We start from the raw sequence: 22,895 nt of genomic DNA on the forward strand, positions 1-22,895 counted from the left end.
TTGGGCAAACATGACATTTATATTTTTTACGATTGCAGCGGTATACTGACATCGCGCGATCCGGTATCTAATCCTACAGGTAGAATAGCTTCAATGCGCTGTATCTCCTGGGCAGTCAATAGGATTTCGGTGGCTGCAATATTCTGCTCCACATAGCGCACTTTTTTAGTTCCAGGGATAGGCACAATGTCTTTTTGGATGAGCCAGGCAAGGGCGAGCTGCGATGGCGTAACTTGTTTTTCTACACCCAATCGTTCAAGCTCGCGTACGAGTTCCAGATTTTTGTAAAACTGCTCGCCCTGAAATCGTGGAATAAGTCTGCGAAAATCATCTGCTGGAATATCGTCCGGCGACTTGATTTCTCCTGTAAGAAAGCCGCGGCCCAAAGGGGAGTAGGCCACCAGGCCGATGCCCTCCGTTTGTGTGAGTTCGTATACACCGTTGGTTTCCACCTCACGTCCGAAGAGGGAAATTTCATTTTGCACAGCCGTAATCGGATAGGTAGCATGTGCTTTTTTTATTTGCTCGGCACTGACTTCTGATATGCCTATATACCGCACCTTACCCGCTTTGACCAGTTCGGCCATGGCACCGACAGTTTCTTCAATAGGCACATTGGGGTCGGGTCGGTGCATATAGTATAGATCAATGACGTCGGTATCGATATTTTTTAGGGATCGTTCGATTGACTTCTGGATATAATCTGGCCGGCCATTTATACGCCAGGTCACTTGACCACTGGCATCAATCTCAAAGCCGAATTTGCTGGCGATGATAAACTCATTCCGTTTCCCCCTGATGGCCTTGGCGATAAGCTTTTCGTTTTCAAAAGGACCGTAAAGATCGGCAGTATCCAAAAAGTTTCCACCGAGTGCTAAGGATCGATGGATGGTCGCAATGGATTCTTTTTCGTCGGCCTTACCGTAAATATCGCCTGTGGATGCAAAACTGCTCATGCCCATACAGCCGAGACCTATCATTGGAATTTCTAGCCCTTGGCTGCCTAGTTTTCTTGTTTTCATTTGATGCTATTTTTTTGTTACTCAAAATTACAGTGAAAGATCTGTTGGGTACTTACCCCAATTACAGAATAATGTAACCGAATTACGGATCGTAACGTATACTTCCCCGTATACCTTTTGGTAGGTGCTCCGGTGATCAGAGCAACTAAGGGATCTCGTTGATGGATAGGCAGAACGAGGCGACCGCATGGCAACGAATGTCGGCACAGCGATGACGAATTGTAAACGGCTGCAGTTAAATATTAAATCGCTGAACAAATCGATCATAAAAACGCTTAAATTACATCAAAATTGAGCCCATGATAGGCTTCAATGGATAATTTAAATAATCATGATGAGAAAATATTGTTCTATACTGCTTCTTCTAGCAGCTTTAGTCGGAAATGTAGAGGCGCAAATAGTAACGACTAAACTGCTCCCGCAGCGGATACCCGCAGGTTTTGACCGTGTGATGGAAGCGGTTTCCGACATATCCGGTAGGAACGGGGATAGCAAAATACAGGTCACACCGCTTGCAGCAACCGAGACGACGGCTACCTTTGAAATTGAAGAACAGGGTTTAAGTATCGAAACTGTGGTGGACGACGAAAAGAAGTTCAATAAACTAGTCGCTGAAGCGGCAAAGGACGTTTCCAAACCGAGTATTCATATCTTGCATACCTATACGTTGAAGGATAAAAAATTCAAAGTGCCACCGCCAAGAAAGATTTTTTTCTCTCCGGAGTACGGGGTAATCTGGACGTTGACCCTAAAAAAAATAGCAGACAAGGAAACGGAGCTCGTACTTAACTATAAATCGATAGCACCCACATTTGCCAAGAAGATTGAGCTTGAATTTGAAAGTGATACCTATTACAACAATAAGATCGTCAAAATTGCTGTCGATGATATCCGGATGCGTCATCTGATCCGTGAAATTTTAATCAATCAAATGCATGTCGACCGGGATTACCCTGCACCGACATATCCGGCGTCTAACTAAAAGTATTTGCGCAGCAATTTGCTGCATAAGGTAGTGGCCGAACCCCGCGTTCGGCCTTTTTAATATAGGCTATTTGACATTGGAACATGTAATACTTCGATTCTGGCAGTGGCTTATTAGGATGGTCGTCCAAGTCCGATAAAGGTGCCAACTTTTGTAGGATTTAATCTGTTCCAATAATTGTAATACTAATAATATTATAAATGTGTACCTTTACCAAGGTTCATAAGAGCCGCTAACTTTAATCAACTGTATGATTAACTTATATGGTGCGGATTCTACCTTTACGGTATCCCAAAAACATCTCGATCAGGCGCTTGAACAAGCCCGTATGGGCTTTTGGGAAGTAAGTTTGGTAGAACATAATTATATGTCTTGCACGGATCAGTGCAAAAGAAATTTTGGGCGGGACACGACTAAGGAATTTAGTTACAGTGATATGTTGGGCTGTATCGTAGAGGAAGACCGCGAGGCTATGCAAGATTGCGTGGCCCGATCTATTGAACTCCACATCCCCTATAACACGCAGTATCGTGTTCGTCATACCGATAATAGCATACATTGGATTGAGGCCTGTGGATGGGTTACTTATGATGAGGCTGGTCATCCTCAACTTATATCGGGGACAACGCTTGATATCACCGAAAAGAAAGAACTTGAAATTTTGCGCGATGAAATGTTAAGCATTGCCATGCATGAAATCAAGACTCCGCTTTCATCTGTGAAAGGAACGCTGCAGATGCTGGAAAGGAAATTGGAAGTGCAAGAAGATACACTATCGAACAAGCTGGTTCAGAATGCACTTAAAGCCACCGAGCGTATCAACCGATTGCTAAATGAAATGGTTGCGCCTGTAATGGTGATGGCCAGGGGAATTGCATTGGATAAGACCCAAATAAATCTATCACAGCTCGTACTTGAAATAAGTGAAAACGCTGGACTGGTGTTTCCTGAAAGTGATATACAACTACATATACCTGAACAGGATGTCTTTCTGCATGCTGACGGATATCGTATCGGACAGGTCATCACAAACCTGATCAATAATGCGATTAAGTACAGCGATGGAAAATCGCCCGTGCACGTCAAGATGGCAGCCAATCAGGACGGGGTATCGGTGCTGGTGAGTGATCAGGGAATTGGCATAAAACCTGAAGATCGGAAAAAAGTATTTGAGAAATTTTATAGGGCCAATCGTGAGGGGCATATTGAAGGACTTGGTATTGGACTTTTTCTATGCGCCGACATCATATTGCGGCACGGTGGTCAGATCAAGATCCTTGAAAAGGAAGGTCCAGGTACGGATATCTCGTTTACACTTCCTTATAACGGGTAAGGCCGTAACTCTTCGATAAAAACACCCGCTATGTAGACACCTGACTTGGATAGGTATTGGAGTTTTACAAACCACTTTAACGTAACATGTCAAGTCGAAATATCTATTTTCATTTATTTAAAACTATTGTTATTGAATGCAAGTTCTGAATTAAATGAACGGAAGAATGACTTCCTTTTTTCTGTTCATTTAAAGATGGAAAAAGATGAAAAGAAAAATAATAGTTTGCGATGAGAGCTCAATGGTATTGGAAGCCCTTTCGTTGGTTTTAACGGATAAGTATGAGGTGTATACCATTTCCCAGTCAAAAAAGCTGATAGGTGCAGTTGAAAGCATTCATCCCGATATCGTGCTCATGAGTGCAGAAATGCATTGGCAGTTTGATGGCAATCAAATCGTAAAAAGTCTTTTTACTAAAACCTTTAAAACTATTCCGGTGATCATGATGTCTGCCAATCCGACGGACAGTGAATCTGCAAAGGCATGGGGTGCTGACAGTTTTTTACCAAAACCTTTGGACTTAAATGAGCTATACTATCAGCTCAACAAATGTACAAAAATGACATGCCGATCGACTGCTTGATGGGCATCAGCGGCAGGTGTAGCTATCAAATTTTTCGTTTGAATAACGATGCAGCATAGTTGACGAATCAGCATGCATGGGGTATGGTAAACCAAAAGTTACTGCCTTCGCCCGGTGTGCTGTCCACGCCGATATCACCGCCATGCCGACGCACGATTTCTGCAGAAATATACAGCCCTAGCCCGAGCCCAGAGTATTTCTTTCCATCCGGATAGACGCGGTAATAGCGTTCGAAAATTTGATGCTGTAGTTCTCGGGCAATGCCTTCGCCATAATCGCGAACATGAATCTTGACATAATCTGCCTTATTTTCGATCCGCACATCAATTTGATAGGATTCGGGCGCATATTTGATCGCATTATTGATCAAATTGGAAAGGACTTGTTCGATACGCTGCTCATCGGCATTGATCAATGTGTCGAGATCCCCGATCAAGTTGAGCTGATGCTTTCCAATTATATTGATTTCTTGAAAACACGACCGAATTACATCAGCCGCTACCATGGGTTTTCTATCAAGTTTTAATTCACCTAAGCTGATGCGGTGCATGTTGAGCAGATCATCGACCAGCGCTGTTATTCTTTTGATACTGACGCTCGACATTTCAATCAATTTTCTTATGTTAACATCTGCCGATTTATCTTTGAGCATCTCCAGCATTTGTATCGTACCACGTAGACTGGTAATAGGAGTTTTGAGCTCGTGGCTGGCGATACTGAGAAAATCTTCTTTTTGAGCTTCGTAATTTTTGCGTTTGGTCACATCTACGGTTACGCCGATCAGGTCTAATGGTTTTCCTTCGGCGTCATAGCGGGGTAGCCCCGAGGAATTGATCCAATGTAGCGACCCATCGGGCCATCGGGTAAGATATTCAGCCTGATAGGTGATATTTTTAGCAATGGCTTCCTTAACTTTTTGTTCTACCGCCTCACGATGCTCTGGGACGATGGCCTGCATAAGGTCTTTAAATTGAAAATCTTTTGTTGTTGGAAGACCGAAATGAGCTTTGCAGGTGGCGGATGCCTGGTTTTTCCAGGTTTGAATATCCAGGTGATAGGTACCCAATTCTCCTGCTTTCAATGCGATTTCCAATTGCTGGTTGAGCCCCTCAAGATGTTCTTTCTGTAGTATACGCTCGGTTACGTCATTGGCGATTACGATGATTGATTCTGTATTTCCATCTTCGCCCTTAACGGGTTCATATATAAAATCAAAATAATGTTGACTCACTACACCTTCATAATCAAACAGCACTGGCGCTGTATCACCAATGTAGGTTTCGCCATGCATAAATACGTTGTCGAGAATTTCAAGGTAGGGCTGATCGTGCAATTCTGGCAATGCAACCGCCAGCGGCTTCCCGATTACAGCAGTCGTTTTGCCCCAGATTTTGAGCACCATATCGTTGGCCACTTCAATGTTCATTTCCCGCCCTGTTAAAATGGCGAAAGCAATAGGTGCTTTGGTAATAAATGATTTTAAACGCTGCTCGCTCCTTTTTAGATTCTTATTGAGTAATAGGGTGATATCGTAGGATTTATACAGTTTGCTGTTCGAAAGCGTGAGCTGTTCATTGGCAGCTTCCAGTTCACTGTTGAGGTCGAGTAGCCGCTGCTGCATATTGGCCAGGTTGGTGTTGGTGGAAGCCATTTCTTGTTCGTTTTCAATGGCTGCATAACGTAAAGCGACCTGATCCATTGCAGTACGGGCAAAGGACGCCAGCATACGCTCTTCGGCGGCACCAAATTCGCGATGTCGATCATCAGCAATACTGAAAGTACCGATATGAAATCCGTCGGGAGTGATCAATGGGGCAGCAGCATAGAAGCACAATCCATATACCTCGCTAAAATTAGCCTCCGGTCTGACCAGCACTTCGCCTTGCGGGATGATCTGCGATAGCAGGCTATCGGTATGGCTAATCTGTATCGGATCGATGCCGATGGCTGACTTAACAAAGATACGTTCTGCGTCAATAAAGGATAGCAGCAGTACCGGCGTCTGGAACACCTGGGCCGCTATTTCCAACAGCCCATCAAAAATATTTTCGCAAGGGCTATCCATAATTTCGTAACGCTGGAGTGCGGCAATCCTTTCCCTTTCCCTACGTGGTGTAGCCGCTTCGCTGAATACATCTTCTGTCATATGACCGGATTATCTTTGTGTAAAGATAACCCAATCTTGGCAGATATGCTATGCCGATGCCATAAAATTAATTTTTGTGTAATAAAGCTGTTCACAGTCGTCAGTCAGCTGTACTGGCACATTAACGAACAGTATTTAATACCTCCACCTCCTGAAATGTAAAACCCACGCGTATCGCCTTCAAACCTATCAGACCTTGTAGGTCTTCCACCTCAAACTGTTCGATATCAGTTTCAAGCAGGCCTTTGTGCTGAAGCAGGTTTATATAGCCCAGATATTCGGTTTCTTCGTGAATAGTGGAATAGACTATGACCAGTTTTCCTTTTTGGGTAATGCGTTCCGATTTTCCTTTAATCTTTGCTTTGTCGATGCGTTTCTTGGCAATTTCATACCGTACATTGTAGGAACCATCGATATCAAACTGTTTTTCGTCCATCCGGAAACGGATGGAAATAGGTGTTGCAAAGACAAGTACAAGCGAGGTCACCTCCAGCTGATGTGGAAGTGAGGGCTGCAGCACCTTAAATTCGTGTTCCATTGCACACATGACCTGCAGTTGCCATAAGCGTAAGTTGCGCAGGTAATACAGCTCAAAGTTGCGGTCGGGTGCAATGGATGCACCGATATACATATTGTGCTCGATACCATCCGTTTTATAGCGTTCGTAATAGTGAGGGAAATATTCCTGGGCTTCGACCTGTTTCTCGTCCAACACGGCCACGAGCTTTTTGTTGATCAGCGTGATGGAACTGTCGTAATCGCGACGTGCCTCATAAAAGCCGCCGATTGCTGGGTTGATACGGTTGAAATAACGGTCAATTGCATCTACAATGTTGGCATCTCGGTTGCTTTTTCGGAAATTCTCCAGGATAGGATGGATGTCAGCGTTAAAGTAATCGAGCATCTGCTGTTCGGTATCGGTCAGCAGCGCATGCTGCAGTGCCGCCAGGTTTCTTTCCAGATCGAAAATCTTCTGCTCAAACAGGGGTAATTTTTGTGTTTGATTGATGGCCCTGAATAGCGTGATCAGATCGCTGTTTTGGTTGTACAGATCTTGCCGTATCGCTTGGTTGCGCGATTCGGATGACCCCTGCACGTCGATCTGTCCGTAAAGTGGATAGACATGATCGAAGACAATCTCCTGCAGGGCATAGTCTTTCCCGAAAGCGTGGTCGTTAATAAAACGGACAGCTTCTTCCTGAAACCGCCATTTGACACTTGGGTGGATGGAGGTATATTCCTTTTGGATCACAGCCTCGATCTGATTTTCCGTTTCGGAAAATGCTTTCGACACTTTATCTTTGATAAAAGGCAAAATAAAGTTGAGCTTGTTGGCATTGACCGAATTGAGCGCGCGTACCCGCGACGATGACATCTCCAGCAGTCCCAAAACTTTGCCGCCCTCAATAAGGGGCACAAAAATAAAGCTCTTGACCTGCTGTTGCTTCAGCTTATTGATAAAATAAGCCTGTTTCGGATCGGTGATGGGCATCTTATCAATATCGGGTACGACAAGATATTCATCTTTTGTAAGCAGACTCTCGAGGGTATCGCTGCAGAGCATCTCTTCACACTCGGTGATGGTGGAATCATAGAGCAGATGGCTGTAAAGCTGCTTTTCGACAATCCGTAAGTTGTATTCGTTTCTGACCTTTTCGAATGAGGTAAGCCCAATGCGCAAGTCGCTAATTTTGTAGATAGACCTAAATATGCTTTCAATTTCTGCCAGCTGGATTGCACTCTTCTCGCGGAGTAAATTACTTTTAAAGCTCGATACCGCATTTTCAATGGTGGCATCAAAAAGGGTCATTATGGCAAAGCCCTTTAAGATCCAGCTCCGTTCTGGGAATTTGGATTTCCATAAGTCAATATCCGAAAAATTGTCGATCAGTTCAACAATATCTTCTTCTGAAAGATGGACAGCGCGTTCGGTGGGGATGATATCCATAAAATCGGCATTGAACAATACGCGGTAATGATGGATGATATTATTTTTATCTGGAATATCCAAAAATTGGGGTGCATCCATGGCATCTACCTTAAAGCCATAATACTGGCTGATAATGACGCAGCAATTGAGAATATAGTAGGTGTCGGCAGAGATGTCGCGAAGGGTGAATTCAAAGTGATCGCCAGCATCGCTTAAGATTTTTTCGAGCCTTGCGGTGTGATTGAACGTGTAGAGATGAAAAGGGATAGTAACGGCCTTGATCTCATTGTGTGTTAGTGAACTTGGGAACAGGTCGGCCAGCAGTACCCTGATGATAGGCTCGTAACCCAACAGCTCGTCAGTTTTCTCCACACCTTCGATAAGTTGGGGGTACTTCTTGATTTCTTCCAGTAACGCACGAGCGTAAACGGACTGAAACTCGACGGGCGATAAGGCAGCCCTTTCAAAAGCGGGTATAATTTTGTGAAAAGCGATCAGGGTTTTGAACGGACTGGAATCAAAGGAGAAGTTATACTGCATAGTGGTTGTTCCTGACTAAATTAGATTACTGCTGGAAGATGTACAAAATTAAAAAATAATCGGCGATTGCGGGATGGATTTTTAATACATTTTTCCATAAAACCATCAAACTGTATGGGCATGCGCTTGTTCTATACGTAAAAAAACTTGAGCTGTTGTAGCAGATCGGAGAGGATGAGTAGATCGATGTTGCTTAAAGCGGCGATAAACTTGCGCTCGTCGATTGGGAACGCAGACAGAGGTCAGCGGACTGTCCACATCGACAAGGATATAATAACGTATATAAAAATTAAAAACTAATACCATGGAAGAGAGAACAACATTTACCGGGATCCCCGTGACCAATGACGAAGGAATAGAAAAGTATTTTGATTTCGAAGTAGGTAGAGAGGAAGGCCAAAACGAATATGCACGCATTACAATGGATGGCTGCCAGCTCATCTTGGATGAACAACTGGCTTATCTCAGCGGAGATCTGCCGAAAGAATGGCACAGGCCAGCGATCGATAAACTACTCTTTTTATTGTCGGTGGACCGTAATAGTGATGATAGCGCACAGGCGTAATGGGGTAAAGCGCGCGAATTTGCAATGGACTTGGCTTGATGTACACGATTTCTTGAGGAAAGAAATTGGAAGATAAAAACATCATGCAATGAGATGGGAAGCAGCAAGAAGTACGAATTAAACGGATGCAAAAAATTGTTTCTTTCCTTAGCTCGAAAACCGTATACTTGCTGGACTACCAATTGAAGGATCTAAATGACAAAAAGATATGTCCGTTATATCGTTATCATTACCCTGCTTTACAGTTTTATCCCACTGTCGTTGCGGTCGCAGCCCCACTTTGGAAATCTAACTTACGATAAAGGACTGTCCAATAGTACAGTGTTGAGTATATGCCGCGATCATGCTGGATTTCTCTGGATCGGTACGAGGGATGGGCTGAATCGCTATGATGGCCATCAGGTCAAACAATACCGCTCTGATCATCGGGATATGCGTACGATATCGACTAACAATTATATCTATGCCATTGTTGAGCATCCCCGATTAAAGGAGCTTTGGATAGGCACGCAGCAGGGGTTGAACTGCTATGATCCAAAGCAAGACCGATTTAAGCGGATCAGTTACCCGGGCCAGCTTCCTAAAAATGGAAATCACTTTGCTGTGCTGACAATCCAATTTACGCCATCTGGCGCTTTGTTGGGTACTAACAATGGGCTAATGGTGATTCCCGATGCTAATAAGCCGTCTATAGCAGAAGCTGGTGTACTGCAAGGGCTTGAGATATTCTCCCTATTGCAGCTAGGCAATGATATCCTAATAGGTAGTAATAAAGGATTGTACCTGTGGCGTGATCAGAAGAATGTGCTGCCGGTCGCACTTGGCCCTGCGGGTGCAGCAGGTACGGCGGTCAAAGATATCCGGCGGGTAGGTGCGGGTAAGATCTGGGTGGCTACTGATGGGCAGGGGCTTTTTGAGATCGATGACCGCTATAGGCTTACTGCGCATTACGGCACTAAGACTGGGCTGGCAAGCGACTATGTACGCGCCATCGCTGTCGATAGCAGTGCAACGATCTGGATCGGTACGATGGATGGTGGCAGCCTACTGCAACCCGATGGTCATATCCTACAGCAGATCCGCTCCAGCGCAAATCATCCATTCAGTATCAATGACAACTCCATCAAGACCATCTATATTGATAAGCAAGGTATCGTCTGGATGGGGACCAACTTTGGCGGAATCAATTATCACCATGCTGCCGCGTATCCTTTTCGTGTCGATCTGGCAGACGGTCATTACAAGCATCTTAGCGGAAATCTCGTCAGTGCCATTGCCATGGACAGCGATGGGAATACCTGGGTGGGAACGGAACGTGATGGTCTAAATCTGCGACGGAAAGGGAGCGAGGAATATCAGAAGATACGGCTGCGCTCCAATACCATCAAATGTATACTGACCGATAAAAAATACATTTACGTGGGTACATTTGGTGCGGGGCTGGCACGGATCAACCGCCGTAACATCAAGGATATTATTTACTACAATAGCAGTGGCGAAAACGGTCTCACGCTGCTGCAAAATTATATTGGGAGCATCACTCAGGACGAGCACGGTCAACTATGGATCGGTACGGGAAATCGCGGCGTGCAACGCATTAACAGCCAGTTTAACGAAGCCATGCAACCCCATGTGGCGTTTACAAAAAATGCAGCCAACAATTACGTAAAGGATGTCTTGGTAACAAAAGCCGGTACTGTATTTATCGGTACAGCCCAAGGACTGGGCGAGCTACAGCAGTGTAGTCGGCCGCCTTGGCAGCGCAGCAGCAGGGAAGCTCAAAGTAGTATGCAAATAGATGGCGGCGGAAGGGCAATAAATCCTAATGGAGGCAAGCTAGGTCAAGAAAGTCAGTCCTCAGACCGCAATAATAGGCCACAAGATAACAGTTTAAGGGACAATAGGTGGGGGCCGCTTGATGCGGCACAGGGGGATGACTATATTTCGCGCGATATTCTGAAAGACCATTATATCAATACACTCTTGGAGGATGAGTCGGGGACAATCTGGATTGGCACGCAGGAAAAGGGCCTTTTCAGCTATCATCCGCAGACGGCAAAGCTAACCCGTATCGAGCTGTTCCCTAGCCGCAGCTATTATCATGTGCTCGGAATAGCCGAAAACAAACGCAATGAAATTATTGTCAGTACCAACAATGGCCTGGTCTTTTACCATACGGTTACGGGAAAAAAGCGGTATATGGATATTGAGGATGGCTTTCCGACAAATGAGTTCCTGCCCAATGCCATGCTCTGCTACGATGGGCAGCTGCTTGTAGGTTCGCATAAAGGTCTGATTACCCTTAACGTATCGCGCCATAAGGCCAATACCGATGTGCCCAATGTGCTAATCTCAGGTTTCACCATCAATGGGCAGGATCGGACAAGTAACGGTCAGATCCTGGGGCTTAAAAATCCAAACTACTTGACAACGATCGATCTGAATCATGATCAAAATACTTTTACCATCGATTTTAGTTCGGACAACCTTATCAATCCGCAGAAAAATACCTATGCGTATCAGATCGAGGAGATCGATCAAGGCTGGAACCTGACCGACAGGCCCAACATTACTTATACCAACTTAAGCCCGGGCAAGTATACGCTGAAAATCAAAACAGCCAATGACGATGGTGTATGGAGCACGGTGGTCAAATCGCTTGAGATCCGTATCGCACCGCCCTTTTACAAGTCGATCGGCGCATACACGCTGTATGCTGTACTACTGATTGCCGGCATCTTATATGTTTATCGGTATAATCTGGAAAAAAAGCAATTGAAAACCAAGTTGTACTACGAAGAAAAACACCACCAGGATCAGGCGGCTCTGATGCAGTCCAAGCTTGATTTTTTTACCAAGATTAGTCATGAAATCCGTACACCGCTAACCTTGATACATGCTCCAGTGGAGAAAATACTGCAGGAGAGCAAGCTTGATAATCATCTGGATGAACAGCTGCAGCAGGTCCGGCGTAATATCAAGCGGCTGCTCCAACTGACTCAGGAGCTGCTGACCTTCAATAAAATGGATGCCCGCAAGCTTAGCCTGGACAAGCAGGTCATCGACTCGGCGAGATATTTTGAACCGATATATCGCTCTTTTGAACCGATAGCGCGTAATCTAGGTATTGAATACAGGCTCGAAAACTGCTTTGAAGGCCACTTTATGGCCGATCCTCAGCAATTGGAAAAAGTGTTACTCAATTTGCTTTCCAACGCATTTAAGTTCAGGAGAGAGCACAACCCGGCGATAAGCATAGTGGTGCGTCGGAACAACAGCGATCTGCTGATCCATGTGATCGACAATGGTCTAGGGATCAAACCTGATGAGCGGGATCGTATATTTGATACCTTTTACCAGGGGGATGAAGGGCATACCAAGGAAGGCTGGGGGATCGGCCTGGCCTTCGCCAAAGAGCTGGTCGAGCTGCATCAGGGACGCCTCTATCTAGACGATGCGCAGGCTTTTTCCGAAAGAAAGGAGACTGTCTTTACAATCGCCCTTCCGGTCGGTATCATTCCACCGGAGCAGCAGGCGGACAGCGGCGTGCTACAGGCTCCCGAAGACACGACCAATGTACGTCCTGTCTACACAGTGTCAGCGCCAACGCGCGACTTTCATATATTGATCGTTGAAGACAATGATGAGCTGCGTTCCTTTTTGGTCGGTCACCTGCAACGACAATATCAGGTAAGCGCAGCGGCCCACGGCAAGGCGGCACTTGTTGCGGTGGCAGAATGTATGCCCGATCTGATCATAACCGATATTGCCATGCCCTATATGGACGGTTATACCCTCGTCAGGGCGCTAAAAGCTGATGCGGATACGGCGCATATTCCGGTGATTATGCTCACGGCAAAAAGCGAGGAACAGGATAGTGTATTTGGTTACCAGATTGGTATCATAAATTATGTGACGAAGCCTTTTAACCTGCAGGTACTCGATCTGCAAATTTTTAATACGGTGTCGGCACTGGAGCAGGCCAAAGAGCGCAACCGGAGCTACCTGCTGTTGTCCAAGCGCGACGAGATCATATCCAGTGCCGAAACGGCATACTTAGATAAGCTTCGTGCTACAGTAGAAGCACATATGGCCGATCCGATATTCTCCGTAGCAATGCTCGCTGATAAGATGGGACAGAGTCAAAGCGCCCTACTTAAGAAGGTCAAAGGGCTCACAGGACTCAGCGCTACTGAACTGATCAAAGATATTCGGCTCAACGAAGCCGCCAATCTGCTTGTTCAGTCGGATCAGGTAGCATCGGTTGCCTATGCCGTCGGATTTAACGACCGGAAGTATTTTAGTAAAGAGTTTAAAAAGAAATTTGGGGTAAATCCGACACAATACAGGGAAAATAAGATCAATTAAAAGATTTTACCCCTAAATTTACGTTTTTTTACCCCTATGGGATCCCATGAGTTCTACATATTTGTGAAGCTATTTGCTCGATCGCAAAACACAACAGCTCCGCTGTGCCGAAGCGGTCGTCAGACAGTACCAATATAAGTCCCAAGAATATGAATAGACTCCTATTAATCCTTATTATGCCGCTACTCTGCATGCAGGCTTTTGCTCAAGCTGAATTCCCTTTTGGAACCATCAGCAGACGGGTGGTGGACGATGAACTTGCTCAGCTATCTACGAAAGAACATCTTCTCAAGACCTACAGGCGGACACTGGGCAAAGATGGTGCGTGGTCCGATATTGACTATGCAGACCGTGCTGTTACCGAATGGAAACCTACCGCACACCTAGATCGGGTCAGGCAGCTGATCGGCGCATATGTGCACGCGGAAAGCCCGCTCTACCAAAATAGGGCACTGTATACGCAGATTATCAGCGCCCTGAATTATTGGGCACAGCATAATTTTACCAGCACCAACTGGTGGCACAATGAGATCGCTACACCCAAAGCTATTGGGGTGGCCCTGATCTTGATGAAGACTGGTCAAGAACAGGTTCCGAAGCAGCTGGAAGACGCACTGGTCTTGAAAATGACCAAGGGTGATCCGTACAAGATGACCGGAGCTAACAAAAGCGACATCGCGATGCATTACTTTTATCGCGCGCTGATCACGCAGGACAAGCATCTGCTGACTTCTTCGCTGGAACAGCTCTTTTATCCCGTCCAGCTGGTCGATGGCAAGGAGGGTTTACAGTATGATCTTTCCTATCTGCAACATGGCCCGCAGCTGTATATTGCGGGTTATGGGGAGGAATTTTTGAAAGGTATATCTACCATTATGTATTATGTCCGCGATACGCCCTACGCAATTTCGGATGAAAAGAAGCAGCTTTTTATACGTTTTCTGAAAGAAAGCTACTTGCCCATCATTCGAGCCGGTTACATTGATTTTAATGTACAGGGGCGTGGTATATCTCGGCCAAACATACTGAAGAAGAACGCTGGTGTAACTATGTTGCAGCATATGCTGGCGATCGATCCCCAGCAGCGGCAGATGTGGATGCATGAAATCGCCAAGTTGGACAGCACGACCCCATACGATACGCCCGGATCTCCACTACATAGACATTACTGGAAGGGTGACTACACTACGCATAGCCGCAAAGGCTATCAGGTCAATGTCCGCATAGCAAGTGCCCGAACGAATCGCTCTGAGTCGGGAAATGGCGAAAATATATATGGAAAGTATATGACGGATGGGGTGACCAATATCCAGGTATTCGGGCCAGAATATATGAACATCATGCCCATTTGGGAATGGGATAAAATTCCGGGTACCACGACGCGGGATATGACAGCCGACCCTGTGCTCGTAGAGCAGTGGGGCGCGTTGGCTAGCAACCGATTTGCAGGGGGGGTATCGGATGGCCAATATGGTTGTACAGCCATGGTGCTCGAATATGATAGCGTACAGGCTCATAAGGCCTGGTTTTTCTTTGATCAGCAGGTGGTCTGCCTAGGTGCTGGCATAACCTCCAACAGCAACGCACCAGTGGTGACAACGCTCAATCAGACCTGGCAAAAAGGTAAGGTCAAATGGGGAGGGAAGGCAATGGCTGCAATCGACTCTTTGAAGCGCAAGGTGAACACGGGGGAGTACGTGAGTCATAATCAGGTAGCTTATCTGTTTAATGATCGCTCAGCGGTCACCTTGACCAGCAAAAAACAGACCGGATCATGGTATCACATCAACCGCTCACGATCTAAGGAAAGTATAACAGGTATGGTGTTTAAGCTATGGATCAACCACGGCGTCAGACCAGTGGATGCAACTTACGCTTACAGTCTATATCCTGGAACCGAATCACCAAACAAACTTGAAGCTGAAAAAGTCAGGATCATTACAAATACCAAGGCGGTACAAGCCGTAGAACACCGTGGGCTCGAATACATACAGGCTGTATTTTATCAGGCAGGTCAGCTAGAAACGGATCAACTGTTTGTTGAAGTTGATCAACCTATTATTTTACAGATCAGTAAAGAATCTTCCGGCTATACGCTATGTGTAGCAGATCCCAATCAGCAAATTGATGCTGTGCGGGTCAATGTGCGCGACAAGCGGTCCGGTCAGTCGAAAGAGGTTCGGATCGCACTGCCGCAAGGCGCCTATCGGGGAGCCACAGCAAAGTCTGCTATCCGTTGACAGCTTACCGTAAGACCTGTAGGTGGGGAGTACCACTGCAGACCTACACATCGCCGGGGCTAAAGCAGAATGTGACAACCCAAAGAACCAAATCCTAAAATCAATTAATAAATCATAGATTATGATACCTTATGTAAAAACTATTGTGGTGGGGGCTACCTGTATGTTGTATGTTTCACAGCTCTATGCGCAACAGCGGCAGGTGACAGGCGTCGTAACGGATGCGACCACGGGCAAACCGCTGCCAGGTGTGAGCATTTCGCAGAAGGGGGGCGGCACAAAAGGGGCGACCGATGTGAATGGTCGTTTTTCAGTCGACATTGCGGCCGGGTCGGAAAAATTCATCTTCAAATTTATCGGTTATGATGAACAAGAAGTTTCGTTAAGTGATGGTAAACTATTAAATGTAAAACTATTGCCTAAGAGCAGGTCGCTAGATGAAGTCGTCGTGATCGGCTACGGTGAGGTGCAGCGGAAAGACCTGACCGGATCGGTGGGGTCGGTAAATATGCAGGACATCAAGAAGGCGCCTGTTGGTTCAGCCCTGGAAGCTTTGGCCGGTCGTGTGGCCGGGGTGCAGGTAACCTCCGAAAGTGGCAAGCCCGGCAGTGAGATGAATATTGTCATCCGTGGTGCCAACTCGCTGACGCAGGACAATTCACCCCTTTATGTCATCGACGGCTTTCCGATTGAAAATGCCAATAGCAATGTGCTCAATCCTGATGAGATTGCTTCTATCGAAGTACTCAAAGATGCTTCTGCAACGGCGATATATGGTGCGCGGGGTGCTAATGGGGTCATCCTCATTACCACCAAGAAAGGGGAAAACGGTGCTCCACAGATCAGTTATACAGGCTATGTGGGGTCGCAGCAGATCATCAACAGCATGCAGTTGATGAATGGCTATGAGTTTGTCAAGCTGCAAGCCGAGCGCGATCCGGTCGGTTCGCAGTTGACTTATTTTAGCGATGGCAAAACGCTGGAGGATTACAAATCCATCCCCAGCAACGACTGGCAAGACTATATCTTCCGTGATGGCGTCATGCACAATCATAGCCTTTCCATAATGGGGGGCAACAACAATACCAAGTACGCTGTTTCGGGCAATATTTTCGGGCAGCAGGGGATCATTATCAACTCCGGCTTCAACCGTAAGCAAGGGAAAATGACCTTGGATCAGAGTTTTCAAAAACTAAAAGTCGGCATCAATGCCATGTATACAGGGACACTAACCGATGGTAGTAATCCTGCTGCACCAGAATCCGCCTTTTCAGCCATGAACTACCTGATGTATAGTGTATGGGGATACCGTCCCATTGCTTTTCCTGACGAAGACTTACTGAACGATCCGACAGACGACCTGGCCAATCCGACCAATGACTATCGTTTTAATCCTATTTTGTCAGCGCAGAATGAACTGCGCGAAAGTTATAACAATCGTCTTATTGCCAATGGTTATGCCGAATATGCGTTTTCACCTGCGCTCAAATTACGTATCAATGGCGGTATCAACAATTCGGATACACGGCTGGATGTCTTTAACAACTCCCGCACACGCTACGGATTTGCGGGCAGTACCAACGGTGTGAACGGATCGGTTCTATATACGCAGAGCAACACCTGGCTGAATGAAAATCTATTGACCTACGCTAAGAAAATCAAGGATCATACGCTCAATGTGGTCGCAGGTATCACCTTTCAGGGTAACAAATACCACCGATACGGTATGTCGGCTATTCGGCTGCCCAATGAGATTAAAGGCTTGGCGGGCCTGAGCGAAGGTATTCCTCAGCCCGTCACATCGGTGAAATCCGAATGGACCATGCTCTCCTACCTAGCTCGCGTAAACTATAATTACAAGAGCCGCTATCTCTTGACGGCATCATTTCGTGCGGATGGCTCTTCCAAGTTTACAGGTACGAACAGGTACGGCTATTTCCCCTCGGGAGCATTTGCATGGCGACTGATTAATGAATCGTTTATGAAAAAGCAAAGCTTGTTTTCGGATGCGAAAGTTAGGCTGGGCTATGGTATAACGGGCAATAACAGGGTGAATGAGTACGCATCCTTTTCACCGGTTTATTTTGAGAATACCAGTGTGAGCACTAATGGTTATTACTCGTGGGGAAATAATCTGCTGCAAGGCATGTTTTTGGGTATAGGTACGCCTGACCTGCGCTGGGAAAGTACAGCGCAGAGCAATGCAGGTATCGATCTGGGACTTTTTAAAAACAGGCTATTGTTGACAGCAGATTATTACCACAAACGCACATATGACCTGTTGCTCTATGCGGCACTGCCATCGACCACTGGCTATAGCAATGCATTTAAGAATATCGGCGAAACGAGCAACAAGGGGATCGAACTGACGGTGGCAGGCGATATCATTCAAAAGCCTAATTTTAGCTGGAACAGCTCCTTCAACATCTCTTTTAACCGCAATAAAGTGGTTGAGCTCACCGAAAATCAGGAGAGCCTCACCACAGCGCTAGCCTGGGATCAGGATTATCGAACCACACCATTGTATCTTGCTAAGATCGATCAACCGCTGGGACAGATGTACGGTTACCTTTGGGAAGGGGTGTATCAATACGACGATTTTGACCGGCAGCCTGATGGTAGCTATCTATTGAAGCAGACGGTTGCCACAAATGGCAATACGCGCAGTTCCATTCGCCCCGGCGATGTCAAGTACAAGGATCTCAATGGCGATATGGTGGTGGATAATCTGGACAGAACGGTGATCGGTCGGGGATATCCCATCCACCAGGGGGGATTGGCCAACACCTTTAAGTATAAGAACTTTGATCTGCACCTGTTTTTCCAATGGTCCTATGGCAATGATATCGTCAATGCCAACAGGTTGCTGTTTGAAAACGGCAGCAAGGCTCACCTTAATCAGTTTGCCAGCTTTGCGGACCGCTGGACTCCGGAAAATACATTATCGAACATGCCGCGAGTAGGTGGACAAGGGCCTAACGTCTATTCGAGCCGGATCATTGAGGATGGATCATATCTGCGCCTGAAAACGGGTTCGATTGGCTATACCTTTGATCGGGCGCTACTGGCCAAATGGAAGGTCAAGAGCCTGCGGGTATATGCTTCGGTGCAGAATATCTGGACACTGACCAGCTACTCGGGCTACGACCCCGAGGTGGCGGTGTATTACTCGGCGCTAACCCCAGGGTTTGACTATTCCTCATACCCAAGACCCAAGACCTTTGTGTTTGGTATTAACCTCAATCTGTAACCCTATCACTAAAAAACGATGAAACGATCAATAACAACAACATATACCTTCCTACGCCTAGCGGGCTTAGTGACATCCATGACGCTGCTGGGAGGTTGCTCCGGCTTTCTGGACAAGCAACCTTACGATGTGGTCAAGGAAAACTATTATCAGAATGAAAAGGAGTTGATGACAGGACTGGTGGGCGTGTACGATATACTGGGTAGGGAAGATTTTTACGGGTCGACATACTCCACGTATTTAACCTTGGGTGATGAGGGTGCCTACTTTCGTTCTTCGTACCTCGCTGGACCGGAAATCTACAGCTACGACGCCTCCAATCCGAAAATAAATGATATCTGGCGATTTTTGTATGAAGGGATCGAGCGGGCCAATTTTTTACTGAGCAAAGTCGACGCCGTATCAATGAACGATGCGGATAAGCAGGCCGTCAAAGGAGAAGTGAAATTTTTGCGGGCCTACTACTATTTTATACTGGTTAGTAACTGGGGTGCTGTACCCTTGAAAACAGAGCCGACAAGCTCTGTCAATCATGTAAATATCGCGCGTACGCCGGAGGCTGATGTCTATGCTTTTATCGTGCAGGAGATGGAATCTGCGGAAGCCATGGTGAAAGATATTCAGTCCTATGGCCATGCGGGCCGCGTCAGCAGATCTGCGGTGCGTGGTATACTGGCCCGTGTATACCTCAAGATGGCGGGTGCTCCGCTCCATGCGGTCTCCAACTATCAGAAAGCGCTAGAATGGTCCAGTAAACTGGTCTTTCCGCAAGGTGGAGATTACAGCCACAGCCTGGTGGGTAGCTATAAAAAAATCTTTACAGACATGGCAGCAGACCGATACAACATCAATGAGGGCATCTGGGAAGCAGAGTTTTATGGTAATCGCACGGGCGATTTTGAAGCCGGTCGTATCGGCAATCAGAGCGGTATTCAGACCAGTGATGAAAGCAAGGGTTTTAGTTATGGTCTGCTAGCAGCCACGCGCAAGCTGTTTGAATCGTACGAGGCTACTGATCAGCGTAGGGACTGGAACATCGCGGGATACCGATACAACCATGTCAACAATCTGGTCAAAGATTCGGTATTCTACACATCGGCAGAGATCGAGCGCCGTCATGTCGCCAAGTTCCGTCGAGATTACGAAACTTTAAAACCGAAAAACAGAAATTATACACCCATTAATTTTCCACTGCTGCGCTATGCCGATGTGCTGCTGATGTTTGCCGAAGCTGAAAATGAGGTGAATGGCCCGACAGCCCGAGCTAAAAATGCACTGCAGCAGGTCCGCGACCGTGCAAAGGCGTCCAATCGAAACAACCTCATCAGCAATGAAAGTGAAATGCGGACGGCTATACGCGAGGAGCGATTTCGGGAACTCTGCTACGAGGGTCTCCGAAAATTTGACCTCGTGCGCTATGGTACCTTTGTCGCGGAGATGAAGTTAGTCGCCCAGCAATATACACAGCTGGCTCCGGCCGACTACCGCTACTTGGCACTGGCATTCAACAATGTGAGTGAACGGGATGTTTATTTACCCATCCCGATCAGCGAACTATCACTCAATAACTTAATGACGCAGAACCCCGGATGGTAACTACATTTAATACGTAAACATGATGAAAAGATCGATCAAATTATTTCTATTTCTTGCCCTATATAGCTTACAATCCTGCGAGAAAAAGGAGGTGACCCCTTTACACTTGGAAATCGGCACGGCCAAGAGCAGCTACAAAGTAGACGAGCCGGTGGTGTTCCAGATCGGTGGCAACCCCGACCAGCTTACGTTTTACTCAGGAGAGGAGGGACACAAATACAGCTACCGCGAGCGTACCAAAGCAGTGCCGATGGCGGTGACAGTAGAGTTTGCCAGCAACCGTCGCTATGGTACCGATGCACAGCAGCCGCGCTCGCTTCGATTGCTCGTATCGCAACGTTTTTCGGGCATTTATCAGGCCGATGCAATTGTCGAGAGTGAATGGGTGGATATCACTCCGGCGTTTAACTTATCGGGTATCCAGTCGAGTGATGCCGTATATCTGCCCTCCGGCCGGGTGGACCTCTTCAAATTGAGCAACCTTGGTTTTACAATAGACCCCAATGCACTGGTTTACTTTGCGTTTAAATATACGGGAAGTACGGGGTCCACGCAGCCCCGCTGGTGGATCAACCTATTTAACCTGAATACCCTGACGACTGAAGGTGTTACCTTGCCCATCGCAACGCTACAAGGGGCGGAATGGCGATCGATCGGGCTACAAGGTTCGTCGGTCTCGTGGCTGCTCAGCAGCAGTGGACTGCGCTTTCAGGGAGGTGGTGCAGCCATATCCTCCAATTTGGTGTGGGCTGTATCCAAGCCCCTCGATCTGACCAGCGTAACGCCTGACAAAGGGGTAGCCTTGAAGAATATGAGCACCCGAATAAATTCCTACGCCTACATTTTTCGGACGCCGGGAAACTACGAGGTCACCTTTGTCGGTAATAATGTAAACGCCTATGGCGAAAACCCGGTAACGAAAACAATCCAATTAACAATTACGGAATAGTACAACAGAATAACTTAATTAAAATAGTCCAGTAAATTACATAATATGAAGCAGATACAATGTTCATTTGATCTTAAAATTATTTTTTTATATCTGGTGGTAACACTTTTTTCCTGTCAGCAGAGTAACGCCCAGAATTCGGTGGCATCTTCAGATTTTGTGGCATCAGACTTTGCCTTGGCGAAAGACCAATACCAGCTGTTGCTTGGCAGCCGTGATTTTCCACGCACTTTGGATACCGCAGGCCGCGTCGTGGGTACGGATGAATGGGACTGGACGGGGGGATTTTTTCCCGGCGCATTGTGGTATATCTACGAATATACGAAAGACCCAGAGGTAAAAGCCAATGCCACGATATGGACCGAGAAGCTTGAGAAAGCAAAAGACCTCACCCAACATCACGATATCGGTTTTGTAATGTATTGCGCTTACGGCAATGCTCTGCGCCTGGAAACTAATCCGGACAAAATAAAGCAGTATCAGCAGATTTTGGTTCATTCGGCCCAATCTGCCCTAAAAAGGTTTGACCCGAAGGTAGGGCTGATCAAATCGTGGAATGAGAAAGCTTCTTGGGACGGTAAGACGGTCTGGAAATATCCGGTCATCATCGATAATATGATGAACCTCGAGCTGCTGTTTTTTGCTTCCGAGTTGACCGGTGATCCGAAGTACAAGCACGCAGCCATTAGCCATGCCGATCATACCCTGAAAAATCACTTTAGATCCGACTATAGTACGTACCACGTCGTGGACTACGATCCTAACACAGGAGCGGTCACCCATCAGCAGACCAATCAAGGTTACGCGGACAATTCAACTTGGTCTAGGGGGCAAGGATGGGCCATCTATGGCTATACTTTACTTTACCGGGAGACTAGGGAAGACAAATATCTTGAAGCGGCAAAGAAAGCCGCTGATTTCTACATGAATCATCCCAACCTGCCGAAAGATAGGGTGCCCTATTGGGATTTTAATGCCGGACAGCAGGGATATTGGCCAGACGTAGATTATTCAAATCGAAAGCTGAAGGTGATACCAAGGGACGCATCGGCAGCGGCATTGGTATCTTCAGCCTTGCTAGAGCTTTCCACCTACACTTCGGGAGCGGATGCAAAGCGCTATTTCGACTTTGCTGAAGGTACGTTAAAAACGCTTTCTTCCAGCGAATACTTAGCAAAACGCGGTACCAACGGTGGCTTTATCCTCAAGCATTCGGTCGGAAGCATGCCGCATCAAAGTGAAGTGGATGTGCCGCTGATCTACGCGGATTATTACTTTTTGGAAGCCCTGCTGCGCTATAGGAACTTAGCTAAAGCGTTATAAAAGGGTAAAAATAATGTTTAAAAAAAAATGCGGCAGCTGTTGAATCGTGTGCAGACATCGTCTAA

General features: G+C 46.5%; 13 protein-coding genes. 10 read left to right on the top strand and 3 right to left on the bottom strand.

What is annotated here, in order from left to right; genetic code table 11:
* Nucleotides 1-26 precede the first annotated feature (26 nt).
* A complete protein-coding gene (locus B2107_RS05705; protein ID WP_293953932.1) occupies nt 27-1,022 on the bottom strand; it encodes an aldo/keto reductase in 996 nt (331 codons plus the stop codon).
* A gap of 331 nt (nt 1,023-1,353) precedes the next feature.
* On the opposite strand from B2107_RS05705, the gene B2107_RS05710 reads away from it, so the two are divergent.
* The 3 genes from B2107_RS05710 (at nt 1,354) to B2107_RS05720 (ending at nt 3,923) form a co-directional block, all read left to right on the top strand.
* Entirely contained in the window at nt 1,354-2,004 is a 651-nt protein-coding gene (locus tag B2107_RS05710) for a transcriptional regulator (RefSeq protein ID WP_293953934.1), read from the top strand.
* Nucleotides 2,005-2,257: 253 nt separating this feature from the next.
* Complete coding sequence (locus tag B2107_RS05715) at nt 2,258-3,340, top strand: PAS domain-containing sensor histidine kinase (RefSeq protein ID WP_293953936.1); 1,083 nt, start codon at nt 2,258-2,260, stop codon at nt 3,338-3,340.
* A gap of 205 nt (nt 3,341-3,545) precedes the next feature.
* Complete coding sequence (locus B2107_RS05720) at nt 3,546-3,923, top strand: response regulator (protein WP_293953938.1); 378 nt, start codon at nt 3,546-3,548, stop codon at nt 3,921-3,923.
* A gap of 67 nt (nt 3,924-3,990) precedes the next feature.
* Here the strand turns inward: B2107_RS05720 and B2107_RS05725 are convergent, their stop codons facing one another.
* Both B2107_RS05725 and B2107_RS05730 read right to left on the bottom strand, forming a co-directional pair.
* Nucleotides 3,991-6,069: an ATP-binding protein gene (locus B2107_RS05725; RefSeq protein ID WP_293953940.1), complete on the bottom strand. Its 2,079-nt coding sequence runs from the start codon at nt 6,067-6,069 to the stop codon at nt 3,991-3,993.
* A gap of 121 nt (nt 6,070-6,190) precedes the next feature.
* On the bottom strand, nt 6,191-8,539 hold the full coding sequence (locus B2107_RS05730; RefSeq protein ID WP_293953942.1) for a GAF domain-containing protein: 2,349 nt from the start codon (nt 8,537-8,539) through the stop codon (nt 6,191-6,193).
* Between the two features lie 304 nt (nt 8,540-8,843).
* On the opposite strand from B2107_RS05730, the gene B2107_RS05735 reads away from it, so the two are divergent.
* From B2107_RS05735 to B2107_RS05765, 7 genes are all read left to right on the top strand, one after another.
* Complete coding sequence (locus tag B2107_RS05735) at nt 8,844-9,104, top strand: hypothetical protein (protein WP_293953944.1); 261 nt, start codon at nt 8,844-8,846, stop codon at nt 9,102-9,104.
* A 195-nt stretch (nt 9,105-9,299) separates the two neighbouring features.
* Complete coding sequence (locus B2107_RS05740; protein WP_293953945.1) at nt 9,300-13,472, top strand: hybrid sensor histidine kinase/response regulator transcription factor; 4,173 nt, start codon at nt 9,300-9,302, stop codon at nt 13,470-13,472.
* Between the two features lie 149 nt (nt 13,473-13,621).
* Nucleotides 13,622-15,712, top strand: coding sequence for a polysaccharide lyase 8 family protein (locus B2107_RS05745; RefSeq protein WP_293953947.1), 2,091 nt, complete (start codon nt 13,622-13,624; stop codon nt 15,710-15,712).
* A 121-nt stretch (nt 15,713-15,833) separates the two neighbouring features.
* Entirely contained in the window at nt 15,834-18,962 is a 3,129-nt protein-coding gene (locus tag B2107_RS05750; protein ID WP_293953949.1) for a SusC/RagA family TonB-linked outer membrane protein, read from the top strand.
* A gap of 18 nt (nt 18,963-18,980) precedes the next feature.
* Complete coding sequence (locus B2107_RS05755; protein ID WP_293953951.1) at nt 18,981-20,558, top strand: RagB/SusD family nutrient uptake outer membrane protein; 1,578 nt, start codon at nt 18,981-18,983, stop codon at nt 20,556-20,558.
* Nucleotides 20,559-20,580: 22 nt separating this feature from the next.
* Nucleotides 20,581-21,507: a DUF5017 domain-containing protein gene (locus B2107_RS05760; RefSeq protein ID WP_293954079.1), complete on the top strand. Its 927-nt coding sequence runs from the start codon at nt 20,581-20,583 to the stop codon at nt 21,505-21,507.
* Nucleotides 21,508-21,552: 45 nt separating this feature from the next.
* Nucleotides 21,553-22,830, top strand: a complete 1,278-nt coding sequence (locus tag B2107_RS05765; protein ID WP_293953953.1) for a glycoside hydrolase family 88 protein — start codon at nt 21,553-21,555, stop codon at nt 22,828-22,830.
* Nucleotides 22,831-22,895: the final 65 nt, after the last annotated feature.

The organism is Sphingobacterium sp. UBA7855 (assembly GCA_002500745.1).
Classification (GTDB): Bacteria; Bacteroidota; Bacteroidia; order Sphingobacteriales; family Sphingobacteriaceae; genus Sphingobacterium.

Bases quoted from the DNA above. Each gene is read 5' to 3' on its own strand.
- B2107_RS05755 (WP_293953951.1), top strand. From the start codon at position 18,981: ATGAAACGATCAATAACAACAACATATACCTTCCTACGCCTAGCGGGC.
- B2107_RS05740 (WP_293953945.1), top strand. From the start codon at position 9,300: ATGACAAAAAGATATGTCCGTTATATCGTTATCATTACCCTGCTTTAC.
- B2107_RS05735 (WP_293953944.1), top strand. From the start codon at position 8,844: ATGGAAGAGAGAACAACATTTACCGGGATCCCCGTGACCAATGACGAA.
- B2107_RS05725 (WP_293953940.1), bottom strand. From the start codon at position 6,069: ATGACAGAAGATGTATTCAGCGAAGCGGCTACACCACGTAGGGAAAGG.
- B2107_RS05750 (WP_293953949.1), top strand. From the start codon at position 15,834: ATGATACCTTATGTAAAAACTATTGTGGTGGGGGCTACCTGTATGTTG.
- B2107_RS05705 (WP_293953932.1), bottom strand. From the start codon at position 1,022: ATGAAAACAAGAAAACTAGGCAGCCAAGGGCTAGAAATTCCAATGATA.
- B2107_RS05715 (WP_293953936.1), top strand. From the start codon at position 2,258: ATGATTAACTTATATGGTGCGGATTCTACCTTTACGGTATCCCAAAAA.
- B2107_RS05765 (WP_293953953.1), top strand. From the start codon at position 21,553: ATGAAGCAGATACAATGTTCATTTGATCTTAAAATTATTTTTTTATAT.
- B2107_RS05745 (WP_293953947.1), top strand. From the start codon at position 13,622: ATGAATAGACTCCTATTAATCCTTATTATGCCGCTACTCTGCATGCAG.
- B2107_RS05720 (WP_293953938.1), top strand. From the start codon at position 3,546: ATGAAAAGAAAAATAATAGTTTGCGATGAGAGCTCAATGGTATTGGAA.
- B2107_RS05760 (WP_293954079.1), top strand. From the start codon at position 20,581: ATGAAAAGATCGATCAAATTATTTCTATTTCTTGCCCTATATAGCTTA.
- B2107_RS05710 (WP_293953934.1), top strand. From the start codon at position 1,354: ATGATGAGAAAATATTGTTCTATACTGCTTCTTCTAGCAGCTTTAGTC.
- B2107_RS05730 (WP_293953942.1), bottom strand. From the start codon at position 8,539: ATGCAGTATAACTTCTCCTTTGATTCCAGTCCGTTCAAAACCCTGATC.